The organism is Mesorhizobium sp. M1A.T.Ca.IN.004.03.1.1 (assembly GCF_003997555.1).
In the GTDB taxonomy this organism is placed as follows: domain Bacteria; phylum Pseudomonadota; class Alphaproteobacteria; order Rhizobiales; family Rhizobiaceae; genus Mesorhizobium.
On the sequence record NZ_RZTV01000003.1, the window covers coordinates 140,452 to 155,081 of the forward strand.

Here is a 14,630-nt window from a genome sequence, read left to right on the forward strand (position 1 = left end):
CGTGTGCTTCGCATGCTCGGCCATTCGGACGACCGAGGCCACGACAAGGCAGCGAAGCAAGCGCCTACCTGATCTGGAATCCGTGGGCCAACGGATCGCGGTCGTCCACGAAGATCGTATTGTGGCCGATAATTTGCGCCCATCCGCCGACGCTTGGCCGAATGCCTTTGAAAGGGCCAACGTCAACCTCCGCCTCGACACGGCCCTCGAAGACAGTGCCGATCAGGCTTTCCTGGCGGAAGCTGTCGCCGACTTTCAGGCGGCCCTTGCCGCGAAGTTGCGCCATGCGCGCCGACGTTCCCGTGCCGCCCGGCGAACGGTCGATCGCCTTGTCGCCGTAGAAGACCGCACCGCGGCCGTCGGCATCGCTGCCCAAGGGCTTGTCGCACCAGATGGCGTGGTGGACGCCGCTTATTCTCTCGTCCTCGGGGTGGGCCGGATTGCAGACAGTCGCCAACGCGTCGCGCAGACGCCGGCTGAGGTCGACGATGTCGCTGGCCGACATGCCCTCCAGACCCTGCCAGTTTTCCTGCGGCTCGACCACCGCGTAGAAATTGCCGCCATAGGCGATGTCGACCACGAGCCGGCCGAGCCCTGGAACATGGACGCCGACATCGGCCGCATGCAGATAACTGGCGACATTGAACATCCGCACGGAGTCAGGCAGGCTTGGCCGCACCGGGTGCCCGGCTGCGCTCCAGCGCGCCCCTCGACAGCCGGTCGAGGAAGATGGCGATCGCCACGATCGACAGGCCGGCCCGCAGGCCGAGCCCCATCTCCATGCGGGTCAATCCCCGCGTCACCTCCGCGCCGAGGCCGCCCGCTCCGACGAGGCCGGCCAGCACGACCATAGCCAGTGAGAGCAGAATGCACTGGTTGAGGCCGACCAGCAGGGTCGGCGTGGCGGAGGGGATTTCTATCTTAAACAGGATCGATCGCGGCGAAGCCCCGGTGGCCTGGCCAAGCTCCAGAAGATCCTTCGGCACCTGGTTGAAGGCGAGCGTCGTCAGGCGCAGCATCGGCGGTATGCCGTAGACGATCGTCGCGATGATCGCCGGCACGCGGCCGAGGCTGAAGATCATGACGGCTGGGATGAGATAGACCCAAGGCGGTACCGTCTGCATGATGTCCAGCACCGGCCGGATCGCGGCCTCGAAATTCTTGGAGCGCGATGCCAGGATGCCGAGCGGGAACGCGATCGACACCGAGATGATCACCGCCACCGTCACCAGCGCCAGCGTCTGCATCGACGCGGCCCAGAAGCCGGCCAGCAGGCAGAAGAGAAGCGCAACGACCGTCACGACGGCAACCCTGGTGCCGACGAGAAAGAAGGCCAGAGCAACGGCCAAGACGATCGTCACATAGGCGGGCGGGTAGAGCAGGGCGACTTCGATGCCGCTGAGCACCGCCTCGATCAGTTTGGCCACGGCGTCGAAAAACGGATGGAAGTTGGTGTTCAGCCAATCCACCGCGGGGGCAAGATAACCCCCCGGCGAAAAGCGGAGCAGATCGAAATTCATCTTGCGCCTCCCTTGGCGCGGCTGGCCGCGCTTTGCGTGAGCCTGTCGAGCACCATGGTCAGTATGACGATGGCGATGGCGGCGTTGATAGAGGTTGCAATGTCGAGCGTGCGCACGGCCGAATAGATTGTCTCGCCGAGACCGCCCGAACCGACGATGCCGGCGATGACGACCATGCCGAAGGCCATCATCAGGCTCTGGTTGATCCCCGCCATGACGCTCGGGATGGCGAAGGGGAGCCTGATCTTGACGAACATCTGCCAAGGGGTCAGGCCGGTCGCGTGTCCCAGCTCCACGAATTCGCGCGGCGTCATTCGGATGCCCAGCGCAGTGAGCCGGATGGCAGGAGGCATCGCGACGATGAAAGTGGCCACGAGCGCGGTCGCCGGTCCGTAACCCAGCAGCGCGATCGCCGGAAGAAGATAGATGTAGGGTGGCAGCGTCTGGATCAGGTCGAGTATCGGCTCGAGGAAACGGTCGAACGCCCTGCCGAAACCCGCCACGATGCCGATCGGAATGCCGAAGAGCAGCGCCAATATGGTGGCGGTAATCACCAGGGCGAGCGTGCTCATGGTCTCGGCCCAGAGCCCCATGACCGCGCAGAAGACCAGGGCAAGCCCGGCGAGAACGCCGGCGAGGGCATTGATCAGTCGCCACGCGAGCAGCGCCGCGACCATCGCGATCAGGTAGAACGGTGCGAGCTGCAGCAGCCAGAGGACGCCGTCATAGGTTCCTTCAAGCCCGGCCCTCAGCGTTTCGAACAGCCAGTCGCCATTGTCGCTGATCCAGCCGAGAGCCGTGTCGGTCCAACTGTCGAACGTGTCGGTGATGGTCGAGATGTCCATAGTGCTCCTCCCGAGCTATGCCGCCACGAGTTCCCCCGCAGGCTTGCCGGCGACACCGCGCAGCAGGCCGCGGATGGTGACGACGCCGACGACCGTTTCGCCCTCGACCACCGCGACCGCATCGCGATCGGACTGGGTCGTGAGGTCGATGAGCGCGCCGATGTCGGCCTCGGGCGACGTTTGGGGCAGGGCGTTCACGTCGCTATGCGGTTGCGCACTCTTGTATTCGCCCACTGGCGTCATCACGGAGTGCGCCTTGACCAGGTGAATCCTGGAAATGCCCGCCACGAAATCGGAGACGTAATCGTCTGCGGGTTTTGTCACGATGTCTTCAGCCGTCCCGACCTGGACGATGACGCCGTCCTTCATGATAGCAATACGGTCGCCGATGCGGATGGCTTCCTCGAGATCATGCGTGATGAAGACCGCCGACTTGCCGAGCGACTTCGTCAGTTGCCGGAACTCGTCCTGCAACTGACGGCGGATGAGCGGGTCGAGCGCGCTGAAAGGCTCGTCCATGAGGATGATTTCCGGGTCTGCCGCCAAGGCTCGGGCGAGGCCCACGCGCTGCTGCATGCCGCCGGAAAGCTCCGAGGGATAGCGCGATGTCCAATCGGCGAGCCCGACCTTTCCGAGGGCAGCACGGGCGATCTTGTTGCGTTCTTCCTTGGCGACGCCGCGCACCTCGAGGCCGAAGCCGGCGTTTTCCAGAACCGTGCGGTGCGGCAGGAGCGCCACGCTTTGGAACACCATGCCGATATTGCGGGCGCGCATGTCGCGCAGCTCGGAGGCATTGAGTTTGGCGATCTCCTTTCCCTTGACCGTGATCTTGCCGAGGCTCGGCTCGATCAGGCGATTAAGCAGACGGATCAGCGTCGACTTGCCGCTTCCCGAGAGGCCCATGATGCAGAAGATCTCGCCGCGGCGGACCTGGAGGCTAGCGTCGGCAACACCGACCACGCAGTTGAACTCCTGCAGCACCTGCTTTTTGGAGAGCCCGCGCTCGGAGATCGCCTTGACCGCGGCCGAGGCGCGGCTCCCGAACACCTTCCACACGGATTTGCAGTCGACCAACACTTCGTTGGGGGCATTCACGGTCATGTTCATTGCCTTCCCCATGGGCCACCAAATGGCTATCGTGTTTGGAGGCGGGCAGCCGGTTCGGCGGCCCGCCGTTGGTGTGATTACTCGCCCTTGATGTTTTCCCAGCGCTTCAGGAGATCGGCGTGAGCGTCGGTCCAGGCCTTGACGGCTTCATCCATCTTCTTGCCGTCGCTGACCGCGCCGTTGATGGCGGTAATATCAGCGAGCGGCACATAGACCGAGGCGATGACCTCGCGGGCATGCGGATGGTCGGCCGAGAAGCCCTTCTTGGCAATCCAGTAGTAGCTCTGCGGCGGCGGGAAGATGCCCTTCGGATCCTTGAGGAATTTCACGGGATACTTCTGCATCATCCAGGACGGCTCCCAGATGGTGACGGCGATCCATTCCTTGCGGTCGACGGCCGACTTCAGCGCGGCGGTCATCGCGGCGGTGCTGCCTTCGACCAGCTGGAGCTTCAGGCCGTATTCCTTGACCGCATTGGCGGCATCGCGCATCAGGCCCGAACCCGGCTCGATGCCGACGATCTTGCCGCCGAACTTGTCGGCGTTGTCGTTGAGCTGCTCGGTCGAATCGATGGTCACGTAGTTCGGCACGGCGATCGCCTGGTAGAGGCCGTGCGAAACCGGAGAGATCTTCTCGAGGCGCTTCTTGTTCTTGTCCCAGTACTCCTGCGCGACATAGTCCGTCTGCGAGGCGAGCAGTTGAATGTCGCCCTTGGTCAATGCGGCGTAGGCGATGCCCCATTCGGAAAAATCGACCACCTTGACGGTGTAGCCGGCGTCCTCAAGCACCTTCTTGGTGATGCCTGTGATGGGGGTGAGATCCTCCCACGACATCGTGCCAACGGTGATTGTCTTTTCTTCCGCCTGAGCGGACAGCATGGTCATCCCGACCATCGCGGCAGCGCAGAGCGCTTTCCACAACGTCTTCATGTTTCCTCACTCCTTAGTTATCGTTTCCATTCCCGTTCGAAGACTTCGCGGTCTGCTCGGTCTTCACATTGCGCGGCGAGAGCTCATCCCTCGCGGCCAGCACGCAATTCCTGCAAACGGATCACAGTGTTGATGCCCATCCACGCGAACGGCTCGGGAGGAAGCCGCGCGGGTTGCGGTTGATCCGCATATTTGTCGAGCATGCTCGACCGGGTGCCGGTCGCGAGATCCGCGGCCATGACGCCCGCGAGCGTGCTTTTGACGGTCCCAAGGCCGTTCTCGCAGCACGCCGAATAAAGCCCGTCATCGATCTCGCCGAAGGCCGGCACGTGGTTGCGGCTGAGGCAGAGCCGTCCGGCCCAGACATATTCGAACGGCACATCCTTGAGGTCCGGAAACCTGGCATCGAGTGACGTCCGCTGCTCGGCGGCGATGCCGGCCAGGCGCTTCTCGCTGACCCGAACGGGCCAGTCATAGGTGAACCGGGTCCGGATCACGATCCGCGAGAGCCCGTCGCTGGCTATCTTCCGGACCGTGGCGCCCATCGGATCGGCAGGCAGCAAGGCCCACCGGTCCTTGCCCGTCGACTTCGCGGTGAATGGGGCGGTCATCGATGCATAGGTGAAGATGTGCATCAGGCGGCCGCGGAAGTAACCGAAATCGTCGATATGGCCGTTGACGCCGAGGATGACTTTCGGCGCGGTGACGCTTCCGGTGCGCGACACCGCCTTCCAGGCTCTTCCGGCCCGGGTGAGCTTGAGCACCGGCGAGTGCTCGAAGATGTCGACCTTCGGTGCGAGCCCCGCCGCGAGCCCCCGGATATAGTCGGCAGGCTGGATCATCACGGCGCCGGGCGTGTAGAGGCCGCCGAGATAGTAGGACGACCCGGTGATTTCCCGCATGTCGCTCGCGTCGAGGAATCGATGCTCTTCGCCGATCGTCTTGAGCGAGCGGCCGTAATTGGCATTGAGTGTCATGCCGCGTTCGGTCGCCGCGGCATTGATCTTGCCCGAGGGATCGAAGGTGCGCGCGGACATTGCGTATTCCGCGGCCGCCTCGGCGGCGAAAGCGATCGCGAAGCGATTCTCGGCGATCTCCGCCTTTGTTTCGGCCTCACCGGCGACGGAATATTCGCCCGACGACAAATTGTGCGGGGTGTCGATCATATAGCCGGAATTCCGGCCGGCGGGACCTTTGGCGACCTCTCCGGCTTCCAGCAGGACGATCCTGTCGCCCGGCCGAAGCTTTGCGAGCCGCCGGGCGGCGGAGAGGCCGGCGAAGCCGCCGCCGATGATCAGCCAGTCGGCCTTGATGTCGCCGCCGAGCGTGCGGACGGGGAAGCAGCGTCTGCTGATCGCCTCCCAGCCAGAGATTCCGGATTCAGCCGGAAGCCGCTTGACGACGAGATCGCTCACCGGACGGTCTCATCGACCGAACGGTCGGAGACGTCGATCCAGACCGTCTTCAGTTCGCAGTAATTGTCATGCGCGAAGACCGACTTGTCGCGCCCGCCGAAGCCGGATTCCTTGTAGCCGCCGAACGGTGTCGTCGCGTCGCCTTCGCCGAAGCAGTTGACGGTGACGACGCCGGCGCGGATCTCGCGGGAGAGCTTGATCGCCTTGCGCAGGCTCCCCGTGTAGACGGACGCGGTCAGGCCGTAATTCGTGTCGTTGGCGAGCGCGATCGCCTCGCCCAGCGAGTTGAACGTCGTCACCGACAGGATCGGCCCGAAAATTTCCTCCTGGAAGAGGCGGCTCGCAGGGGTGACACCGTCGACGACGGTCGGCTCGATATAGGCGCTCTTATGCGTGGCGCCGCCATGGGCGACCGAGAGCTTTTCGGTCTTAACGTCGCCGAGGAAGGATTTCACCTTCTCGAAATGGGTCTTGCTGACCAGCGCGCCGATGCGGTTTTCAGGGTCGAGCGGATCGCCGGTCTTCCATTCGCGCATGTAGGCGCCGATACGCTGCAGCAGCTCGTCCTTGATCTTGGCGTCGACGATGAGCCGCGAGGTGGCCGAGCAGTTCTCGCCCATGTTCCAGAACGCGCCGTTGACCACCTGTTCGGCGACGAGATCGAGGTCTTCGGCGTCGTCGAGAACCACGGCCGGGTTCTTGCCGCCGCATTCCAGCACGACGCGCTTGAGGTTGGAGTCGGCCGCGTAGCGCAGGAAACGGCGGCCGGTCGGCGTCGATCCGGTGAAGGCCACCATGTCGACGCCCATATGCATTCCGATCGGTTCGCCGACCTCCTTGCCGCCCCCCGGCACGACATTGAAGACGCCGGCCGGAATGCCGGCCTCATGGGCGAGCTCCGCGACACGCAGCGTGGTCAGCGTCGTCTCCTGGGCAGGCTTGACGATGACCGAGCACCCGGCCGCAAGCGCCGGGCCGATCTTCCAGGCCAGCATCAGCAGCGGAAAGTTCCACGGCAGGACGCAGCCGACGACGCCGACCGGTTCGCGCACGACCATGGTCAGCGCCTTCGAACCAACGGGCGCGGTGTTGTCGTAGAGCTTGTCGATCAGCTCGGCATGCCAGCGGATGGTATGGATCGTGTCCGGCACATCGACGGTCTGGCATTCGCGGATCGGCTTGCCGCTGTCGAGGCTCTCCATGACCGCGAGTTCGTGGCGGTTGCGCTCCAGAAGCTTGGCGAATTTGAGCAGGACGGTCTTGCGCTCGCCAGGCGCGAGATGCTGCCAGCGGCCGTCGTCGAAGGCCTCCCTGGCCTTGGCCACGGCGAAGTCGACATCGCTGGCATCGCAGGCCGCGATGACGGCAAGCACCTCGCCGGTCGCCGGATTGGTCGTCCTGAAGGTCTTGCCGGAATTCGCCGGACGGAAGGCTCCGTCGATGAAGGCATTGGTCGGGAATTGAATCTCGGCGGCGAGCGCCTTGTATTCGGCGGCGGTCAAAGGCTCATGCATTGGTTTGCTCCCGACGTGATCTGGGCGACCGTCCGCTTCAGCGTGGCGACGACAGTCTGGAGGGATCGCTTTTCTTCCGAATTGAGAGGCCGCAGCGGAGCGCGCACGCCGCCTGCCTTCAGGCCGACCAGCTCGCATCCATGCTTGATCGACTGGACGAACTTGCCGCATTCGAGAAAGTCCATCAGCGGCAGCATCGCGCTCATGATGGCGCGGCCCTTGTCGAAGTTCTTTTCGAGCACGCAGGCCTCGTAGAGCGCGACGTGCTCGCGCGGCAGGAAGTTCGAGCCGGCGCAGACCCAGCTCCTGGCGCCCCAGGCGAAGAATTCCAGCGCCTGGTCGTCCCAGCCGCAGGAAAGCGAGATGTGCGGGAACTTGCGGGCAAGCCGGTGCAAATTGCCCATTTCGCCGGAGCTTTCCTTGATGGCGACGACGTTGCGGGATTTGCCGACGCGGGAGAAATACTCCTCGCCCATCATCACGCCCATGCGGGCCGGATAGTTGTAGAGCATGATCGGGAGGTTGGCCGCGCGGTCGACGGTGAGCGCATGAACCGCATTCTCGCGCTCCGTCGGCAAGGCATATGGCGGCGACGAGACGAGGATCGCGTCGGCGCCGATCTCCTTCGCCCCCTTGGCGTATTCGACCGAATCTTCGGTCCTGGTAGCGCCTGTGCCGATGACCAGCGGAAGGCGGGTGCCGATCACCTGCTTGGCATAGGCACCGAGCTCGAAGCGCTCCTGGGCGCTTTGGGCATAATATTCACCGGTCGATCCACCAACGATGATGCCGTGCACCTTGGCTTCGATGAGCGACTCGAGAACGTCGGCGAAGGCCGCGTTATCGATCTGACCGTCCGGACCGATCGGCGTCACCGCCGGCGTGTAGATGCCCTCAAACTTCAAGACATTTCTCCATCGATGGAGTGGCCGTTTCGACCAATGCGTCATTCGGCAAAACGGAGGCCATCCGCGAATTCCCAAGCGGGGATTCGCAGCGCTCGAAACCGGTTGATCGCGTTTGATAACGCGCAAGATTGCACGTCAGCATCCGAGAGTCAACAGATTGTATAATTTACGTACACATAAAAAATATGGCACGAGTACAATTCTGGGGAGCGCGCCCGTCGCGCATTTGCGGATATGGAGCAGGTATTCGGTGGCGTCGCCGCAGTTTCGCTGCCGGCACCGGGCCCAGCAGCAGGCGTTCTTCCTATCCCGGCCGCAGTCGCTTTCCTAAGCGGCCGTCAGTTATCGCCGACCAGCGCGTCCGCCTTCATTCCCTGCGGCGCGATGAACATTTCCATGTTCTCGCGCGACAGTTCCCAGTGCTCGAACACCAGGTCGACGACGGCATCCTCGTCATGCGCGCCGATGGCCGAGATGAAGCCGTCATGATGTTCGACCGCCGTCTGCAGCCGCTTGCGCATGTCGTCATTGCGTGGGCGGAAGAAGGTATGGCCGATGCGGGCGTGGTCGATCAGCAGCCTGCCGAGGCTGGGCTGAAGATAGGCGTTCGCAGACATCTCGCCGATGATCTCGTGAAACCTGTTGTTCTCGACCACCATGGAAAGCGCGTCACCCGACTTGCTGGCGGCGCGGAAACGCTCCTGCGTGTCCTTCAGGTCTACCATCTGCGAAGGCTTGAAATTCTGCACGGCCAGCCGGCCGATGGCGGCGTAGACCATGGGGGCGACCAGGAAGAATTGCCGAAGGGTCGAATGGTTCATCGGTACGACCCTGGCGCCCCGGTTCGCGCGGATCTCGATGTAACCTTCGCCCTCCAGCCGCCGGAAGATTTCCCTGACCGGGGTCCGCGACAGGCCATAGCGCTCGCTCAGCGCCACCTCGTCCAAATCCTCGTCAGGATCGAGTTCCATTGTCAGGATGCGACGCTTCAGATCGTCATAGAGACTGCCCTTGCTTCCCTTCATGGCGCACCTTCGGAATCGTCCTTGCCAATCGACATACCTGGCAGTTGGAAGAGTCGCATGCGCTTGCAAGTGAGTCAACGGATTGTATTTTCTTGGTACACAATATATGACGAGATGGATCGGCTGGCTCGCCTCAAATGACAGCCCGGACGGCGATCTTGTCTGAATGAGCCTCGGATAACGCAAGGGACAGGTCCCGCAAAGCATGGCCAAGAAGTTTGCGTTTCTCCTGGTGCGCGATTTCACTTTGTCGCCGCTGTCGCTTTTCATCGACACGCTGCGGCTCGCCGGCGATGAGGGCGATCGCAGCCGCAGGGTGGAGTTCGACTGGCAGATCGTCGGCGAGCGCGGCCTGCCGATCCGGGCGAGCTGCGGCGTCGAATTGCTGCCGACCAAGGCGATCGGCAATCCGGAGGATTTCGACAACGTCGTCGTGGTTGGAGGTCTGCTCGACACCAACCGCAATCTCAGCGCTGAAAAGGAGGCCTTCCTTCTGCGGGCCGCCGACAAGGGCGTGCCGATAACCGCGCTGTGCACGGGAAGCTTCGTGCTGGCCCGCTATGGCTTGCTGGACGGCTACAGTGCCGCCGTCAGCTGGTTCCACATCAAGGATTTTCGCGCCGAATTCCCCGATGTGAATGCGCATGCCGACAGCCTCTATTCCGTCGACCGCGGCCGCGCGACATGCGCCGGCGGCACCGGCGCGGCAGACCTTGCCGGTTATTTCGTGTCGCAATTCATCGGTCAGAAGGCGGCGGAAAAGGCCGCCAAGATCCTCGTGCTCGATCGCATCCGCAACATCCGGGACGTGCAGCCCGTCGGCGATCTGTTTCCCGAAGCGTCGAGCCGTGCGGTGAAACGGGCCTTGCTGCTGATGGAAAGCAGCCTGCAGGAAAAGATATCGGTCACCGAGATCGCAAGCCGGTTGAATTGCTCCCGGCGCCAGCTCGAGCGTCTTTTCGCGACCGAGCTGGGCACAAGCCCGATGGCCGCGTACCTGGCGCTCCGGGTTCACTACGCCAAGTCGCTGCTGGAAGGCAGCGACCTGCAGATAGGCGACATCGCCTACAGGTGCGGCTTCGAAAATGCCGGGCACTTCAGCCGGGTATTCCGCCAGCACACCGGCATCACGCCGACCAACCGCAGGCATCCAGGCCGCTTGGCTGCTCAAGCGGCGAAGCAGTGAATTCCTGAAGCCCGATGCGGACGAGGGCCTTGGTGCCTTACGAAATCCGCTGCCCGTTCTCGTCCAGCAAAACACAGCCGCTCGGATCGAACCCGACCTCGATGATCTCGCCCTCCCGGACGATGCGGCCGTTGATCGGCGCGTTGGCCCGGATGCTCGTCTTGCCGCCGAAGTCGATCTCGTAAATGGCGCTGCCGCCGAGATAGGAGGTCGAGACGACGCGGCCGGAGAGCCGGTTGGCGCCGGCTGCAGGACCGACCGACAGTTTCTGCGGCCGGACCACCACGGTGACCTTGCTGCCCGGCGCCAGCGGCCGAGGCGACGTTACGTGGACGGTCCGGCCGGCGGCAAGCGTCACCGCTATCTGCCCGTCGGATCTGCTGACAGTGCCGGCAAGCATGTTGGCCTTGCCGAGGAAATCGGCGACGAAGGCGGTGGCGGGCCGCTCATAGACCTCTTCCGGCGTGCCGATCTGCTCGACCGAGCCGGCGTTCATCACCACGATGCGGTCCGACATGGAGAGCGCTTCTTCCTGGTCGTGGGTGACGAAGATGGCGGTGATGCCGGTTGCCTTCTGGATCTTCTTGATCTCGACGCGCATCTCCTCGCGCATGTTGGCGTCGAGCGCCGACAGTGGCTCGTCGAGCAGCAGCACCTGCGGTTCGAAGACGATGGCCCGCGCCAGCGCGATGCGCTGCTGCTGCCCGCCCGACAATTGCGAGGGCAGCTTCTTCTCGCTGCCCGGCAGCCGCACCATGTCGAGCGCCTGGCCGACCCTGCGCGCGATCTCGGGCTTCGGCACGTTGCGATACTTCAGGCCGAAGGCGACATTGTCGAACACGCTCTTGTGCGGGAACAGCGCGTAGCTCTGGAACACCAGGCCGATGTTGCGCTTGTAGATCGGCACGTCGTCGACCCGCCGCCCATCGATCATGATCTGGCCGCCCGAAATGTCGACCAGCCCGGCGATGGAGCGCAGGATCGTAGTCTTGCCGCAGCCCGACGGCCCAAGCAGGGTGACAAAACTGCCCTTGCGGATCGACAGCGAGAAGTCGCGCACAGCGACGAACTTGCCATAGGCGATGTCGATGTCGCGGAACTCGACCGCCGGCTGCTCCGCACTCATGTTGGGAGCTGTGCCGGGTGCCCCGGCCGAGACCGGCCGGGGGCTGAGTGACGCTTGGCTTCTGTCAGGCACCTTTCGCGATCCTGTCCCACTGCTTGGTCCAGGCGTCCTCGTTGGTCGCCCAGTAGACCGGATCGGCGAAGGTCAGCGCCTTCATCGAGCCGGTCTTGTCGAAAGCCGGCAGCTTCTCGATCTTCTCGGTTAGCTTCACCTTGGTCGGGTCGAGCGACGGCGGGTAGCTCTGGCCCTCGGCCACCGCGATCGAGGTCGCCGGATCGAGCATGAAGTTGATCAGCTCTTCGCATTCGGTCATCGGCGAGCCTTTCAGGATCAGCATGTCCTCCATCCAGGCATAGGAGCCCGCCGGATCGAGATAGCCGATCGGATGGCCCTGATCCTGCAGGGCGGCGACGCGGCCCGACCAGGCGTCCGTCACCACGATCTCGCCCTTGGACAACAGGTCCATCAGTTCCGCGCCGGAGCTCCAGAATTTCTTGGCGAGGTCGCGCGTCTCGCGCACCTTGGCCCAGATCGTATCCATGTCCTTGATGTTGTTGGGATCCTGTCCGGTGGCCAAAGCCGCGTACCAGACGCGGGTGGTCATGTCGGCATAGCCGCCGACCTTGCCGGCGTATTTCTTGTCGAGCAGCAGGCCGGCACCCTTTTCCTTCGCCTCCTCGGGCGAGATCACCTTGGTGTTGTAGGCGATGCCGGTGGTGCCGTAGTCGTAGGGCACCGCCGAGAGCTTTGGCGTCAGCTTGCGGAACGGCTCGATCATCGGCTGCAGCACATTCGCCATGTTGGGAATGTTGGCCTCGTTGATCTCCGAGTTCATGCCGGCATTGACGTATTTGATGTAGTAGTTGACGCCGGACGAATGCACGATCTGGAAGTCGCCTGGCTTCGCCGTCTTGATCTTGGTGATGATCTCGTTCTCGTCGCCGAACGTGCCCTGGACCACCTTGATCTTGGTCTTGGCTGTGTAGGGCTGGAAGGCGTATTTGTCGATCGCCTCCTGCACGGTTCCGCCCCAGCCGTCGAAGCGCACCTGCTCGACCGCGGCGAGCGCGCGGCTCATCCACGGCATGGAGAGGCCCGCCGAGGCCGCGGCGGCGGCGGTCAGGCTCAGAAAGGTGCGGCGGCTCAAATCGCCGTTCACGTAGCGGTCATGCAGCCGTTCCAGCCGTTTGGTGGTGGATAGTTTCATTTTGCTTCCTCCTTTGGTTCGCCTCGTCTTCTCAATTTTGTCAGGCTTTGCATGAGAATGCCGCCGATCAGCGGGATGCCGACGGTCACCAGGATCATGACCGTGCCCAGTGCATTGATCTCCGGGCTGATCGAAATCTTCAGCATCGAAAGGATTTGGGTAGGCATGGTCTCGACGCCGGCCGGCCGCCAGAACAGGCTGGCCGAGGTGTTGTCGAACGAGATGGTGAAGGCGAGCAGCGCGCCGGCAACGACCGCCGGGATGAGCAGCGGCAGCGTGATCTCGCGGAAGGACGAGAAGCGCGAGGCGCCGAGCGAAAGCGCGGCCTCCTCATAGACGCGCCGGATGCCCACCATGCGCGCCTGGGTGATCAGCACCACATAGGGCACGGCGAGCAGAATATGGCCGAGCACCAGGAGGAGCAACGTTCGCGGCTGGTCGACCGCCTTGATCAGCACCAGGAGGCCGACGCCCAGAATGGTTTCGGGCACCAGCGCCGGCAGGATCACCAGCGTGCTCAGCGTCTGCTTGCCGGGGAACTCGAAACGCACCAGCGCGAACGAGGTTACGACGCCGATCGCCGTGGTGGCGGCCGCAGTGACCAGGGCGATCCACAGCGACGTTCGGAACGCGGCCAGCACCGCCTCATTGGCCATCAGCTTGCCGTACCATTGCAGCGAAAAGCCGGTCATCGGGAAGCCGCCGAACATCGAGGCGTTGAACGACAGGATGACGGTCGCCGCAATCGGCGCGAACATGAAGATGTAGACGCAGAGCGTGACGAAGCCAGTCAGCCGCCAGGCCCATCTGCCTTCCTCTTTCCGGCGTGCAGGCTTCATCCGCCCAATCCCCTCATCCTCCAAGGCCTTTGACGATCTGCGACATGCCCATGTAGCGGGTGTAGATGGCGGCGAAGAAACCGAGCACGACGAACAGCACGATCGAAAGCGTGGCGCCCATCGGCCAGTTCAGCTCGCTCATGATGGTGTCGTAGATCAGATTGCCGAACAGCGCGTCGCGGCCCGAGCCCAGAAGCTGCGGCGTCACATAGCTGCCGGCGGCAAGCACGAAGCAGAGCAGCAGGCCGGCCGCGAGGCCGGGCAACGAAAGCGGCAGCGTCACCTCGCGAAACGCCTGCGCACTGGTGCAGCCCATCGAGCGGGCTGCCGCAATCAGCGTGCGGTCGATGCTTTCCAGGCTGACATAGACGTTGAGGATCATGTAGGGCAGCAGGAAATGCAGCAGCCCCATGATCACCGCGCCCTCGGTGTAGAGCATCGGCAGCGGCTCGCTGACAATGCCCAACTTTATGAGCGCCACGTTGATGACGCCCTGTTCGCCGAGAATGTTGATCCAGGAAAAGGTGCGGATGGTGAAGCTGATCCAGAACGGCACGATGAGCAGGAGAAGCAGCAGCCACTTGTGCCTGAAGCTCGTCGCCCAGATGAAATAGGCCGGAAAATAGCCGAGCACGCCGCAGAGCAGCGCGGTGATGGCGCCGACCCGCAGCGTCTTCAACAGAAAGCCGTGATAGTAGCTGTCGGTGAGGAATTCGTGCCAGTTCGCGGTTGTCAGCGCGCTGGTTTCCACGCCGGCGGTGACGAAGGTGAAGAAGGTGTAGACCGACATCACGGCGATCGGCAGCACCAGGAAGAAGATCAAGAGCAGCAGCACCGGCGCGATAAGCATCCAGGCCAGCCGTGGATCATACAAGGTCCATCGATTTTTCATGCGCACCCGAAGGTCCGCGCTTTCTTTGAAGCGCTTCTGTTCCCGCAGCTCAGATTGGGTGATTGGGAGCGCGATGTCTACAGGCGGCGATTGAGCCAGAGAGCCTCCGACTGTTGG

At 63.3% G+C, this 14,630-nt stretch carries 13 protein-coding genes and 1 pseudogene; 1 reads left to right on the forward strand and 13 read right to left on the reverse strand.

The genetic code is table 11. The annotated features are described in order from the left end of the window. Positions 1-64 precede the first annotated feature (64 nt). The 9 genes and pseudogenes from EOD29_RS10855 to EOD29_RS10895 all read right to left on the reverse strand — a co-directional run. Positions 65-661 (reverse strand): annotated as a pseudogene (locus EOD29_RS10855) (proline racemase family protein); the annotation flags it as partial. Beyond that, positions 660-1,520: an ABC transporter permease subunit gene (locus tag EOD29_RS10860; protein WP_127246717.1), complete on the reverse strand. Its 861-nt coding sequence runs from the start codon at positions 1,518-1,520 to the stop codon at positions 660-662. The pseudogene EOD29_RS10855 and the gene EOD29_RS10860, both read right to left, overlap by 2 nt. Next, entirely contained in the window at positions 1,517-2,365 is an 849-nt protein-coding gene (locus tag EOD29_RS10865; RefSeq protein WP_127240199.1) for an ABC transporter permease subunit, read from the reverse strand. The genes EOD29_RS10860 and EOD29_RS10865 overlap by 4 nt, the downstream gene beginning before the upstream one ends. A gap of 15 nt (positions 2,366-2,380) precedes the next feature. Beyond that, entirely contained in the window at positions 2,381-3,472 is a 1,092-nt protein-coding gene (locus EOD29_RS10870; protein WP_127246718.1) for a glycine betaine/L-proline ABC transporter ATP-binding protein, read from the reverse strand. Positions 3,473-3,549: 77 nt separating this feature from the next. Next, complete coding sequence (locus EOD29_RS10875) at positions 3,550-4,401, reverse strand: glycine betaine ABC transporter substrate-binding protein (protein ID WP_127246719.1); 852 nt, start codon at positions 4,399-4,401, stop codon at positions 3,550-3,552. Positions 4,402-4,484: 83 nt separating this feature from the next. Then, entirely contained in the window at positions 4,485-5,816 is a 1,332-nt protein-coding gene (locus tag EOD29_RS10880; RefSeq protein ID WP_127246720.1) for an FAD-binding oxidoreductase, read from the reverse strand. Further along, positions 5,813-7,330, reverse strand: coding sequence for an aldehyde dehydrogenase (locus EOD29_RS10885; RefSeq protein ID WP_127246721.1), 1,518 nt, complete (start codon positions 7,328-7,330; stop codon positions 5,813-5,815). The genes EOD29_RS10880 and EOD29_RS10885 overlap by 4 nt, the downstream gene beginning before the upstream one ends. Further along, positions 7,315-8,235, reverse strand: coding sequence for a dihydrodipicolinate synthase family protein (locus tag EOD29_RS10890; protein WP_127246722.1), 921 nt, complete (start codon positions 8,233-8,235; stop codon positions 7,315-7,317). The genes EOD29_RS10885 and EOD29_RS10890 overlap by 16 nt, the downstream gene beginning before the upstream one ends. A 341-nt stretch (positions 8,236-8,576) precedes the next feature. Then, complete coding sequence (locus EOD29_RS10895) at positions 8,577-9,263, reverse strand: GntR family transcriptional regulator (protein ID WP_067321755.1); 687 nt, start codon at positions 9,261-9,263, stop codon at positions 8,577-8,579. 205 nt (positions 9,264-9,468) lie between these two features. Here EOD29_RS10895 and EOD29_RS10900 point away from each other — a divergent pair, with 205 nt between their 5' ends. Beyond that, a complete protein-coding gene (locus EOD29_RS10900; protein ID WP_127246723.1) occupies positions 9,469-10,449 on the forward strand; it encodes a GlxA family transcriptional regulator in 981 nt (326 codons plus the stop codon). A gap of 37 nt (positions 10,450-10,486) precedes the next feature. Here EOD29_RS10900 and EOD29_RS10905 read toward each other — a convergent pair whose 3' ends face one another. Genes EOD29_RS10905 through EOD29_RS10920 form a run of 4 tightly spaced genes read right to left on the reverse strand, consistent with a single transcriptional unit; the run spans position 10,487 to position 14,471 of the window. Next, entirely contained in the window at positions 10,487-11,647 is a 1,161-nt protein-coding gene (locus tag EOD29_RS10905; RefSeq protein ID WP_127246724.1) for an ABC transporter ATP-binding protein, read from the reverse strand. Then, positions 11,640-12,782, reverse strand: a complete 1,143-nt coding sequence (locus EOD29_RS10910; protein WP_066993114.1) for an extracellular solute-binding protein — start codon at positions 12,780-12,782, stop codon at positions 11,640-11,642. Before EOD29_RS10910 ends, EOD29_RS10905 begins: the two co-directional genes overlap by 8 nt. Beyond that, entirely contained in the window at positions 12,779-13,621 is an 843-nt protein-coding gene (locus tag EOD29_RS10915) for an ABC transporter permease (RefSeq protein ID WP_082953755.1), read from the reverse strand. Before EOD29_RS10915 ends, EOD29_RS10910 begins: the two co-directional genes overlap by 4 nt. Positions 13,622-13,634: 13 nt before the next feature. After that, positions 13,635-14,471, reverse strand: coding sequence for an ABC transporter permease (locus EOD29_RS10920; protein WP_245322367.1), 837 nt, complete (start codon positions 14,469-14,471; stop codon positions 13,635-13,637). Positions 14,472-14,630 lie beyond the last annotated feature (159 nt).